Source organism: Streptomyces sp. NPDC044106, from assembly GCF_056433985.1.
On sequence record NZ_JBWKFZ010000042.1, the window covers coordinates 1 to 1,430 of the forward strand.

1 rRNA gene (running past one end of the window) is annotated in these 1,430 nt (G+C 55.8%); it reads right to left on the reverse strand.

Annotated elements, in window-relative coordinates:
- Positions 1–33 precede the first annotated feature (33 nt).
- Positions 34–1,430 (reverse strand): 23S ribosomal RNA (locus AC07DI_RS37360) (it continues 1,379 nt past the right edge of the window).

Here is a 1,430-nt window from a genome sequence, read left to right on the forward strand (position 1 = left end):
GTTTCAGAACCAACACAGTGGACGCGAGCAACTGAGGACAAGCCCTCGGCCTATTAGTACCAGTCACCTCCACCCGTTACCGGGCTTCCAGATCTGGCCTATCAACCCAGTCGTCTACTGGGAGCCTTAACCCCTCAAAGGGGGTGGGAATACTCATCTCGAAGCAGGCTTCCCGCTTAGATGCTTTCAGCGGTTATCCTTTCCGAACGTAGCCAACCAGCCATGCCCTTGGCAGGACAACTGGCACACCAGAGGTTCGTCCGTCCCGGTCCTCTCGTACTAGGGACAGCCCTTCTCAATATTCCTACGCGCACAGAGGATAGGGACCGAACTGTCTCACGACGTTCTAAACCCAGCTCGCGTACCGCTTTAATGGGCGAACAGCCCAACCCTTGGGACCGACTCCAGCCCCAGGATGCGACGAGCCGACATCGAGGTGCCAAACCATCCCGTCGATATGGACTCTTGGGGAAGATCAGCCTGTTATCCCCGGGGTACCTTTTATCCGTTGAGCGACGGCGCTTCCACAAGCCACCGCCGGATCACTAGTCCCGACTTTCGTCCCTGCTCGACCCGTCGGTCTCACAGTCAAGCTCCCTTGTGCACTTACACTCAACACCTGATTACCAACCAGGCTGAGGGAACCTTTGGGCGCCTCCGTTACTCTTTGGGAGGCAACCGCCCCAGTTAAACTACCCATCAGACACTGTCCCTGATCCGGATCACGGACCGAGGTTAGACATCCAGCACGACCAGAGTGGTATTTCAACGATGACTCCCCCGATACTGGCGTACCGGGTTCACAGTCTCCCACCTATCCTACACAAGCCGAACCGAACACCAATATCAAACTGTAGTAAAGGTCCCGGGGTCTTTCCGTCCTTCTGCGCGAAACGAGCATCTTTACTCGTAGTGCAATTTCACCGGGCCTATGGTTGAGACAGTCGAGAAGTCGTTACGCCATTCGTGCAGGTCGGAACTTACCCGACAAGGAATTTCGCTACCTTAGGATGGTTATAGTTACCACCGCCGTTTACTGGCGCTTAAGTTCTCAGCTTCGCACACCCGAAAGTGCACTAACCGGTCCCCTTAACGTTCCAGCACCGGGCAGGCGTCAGTCCGTATACATCGCCTTACGGCTTCGCACGGACCTGTGTTTTTAGTAAACAGTCGCTTCTCGCTGGTCTCTGCGGCCACCCCCAGCTCAGAGTGCAAGACTCATCACCGGTGATGGCCCCCCTTCTCCCGAAGTTACGGGGGCATTTTGCCGAGTTCCTTAACCATAGTTCACCCGAACGCCTCGGTATTCTCTACCTGACCACCTGAGTCGGTTTAGGGTACGGGCCGCCATGAAACTCGCTAGAGGCTTTTCTCGACAGCATAGGATCATCCACTTCACCACAATCGGCTCGGCATCAGGTCTCAGCCTC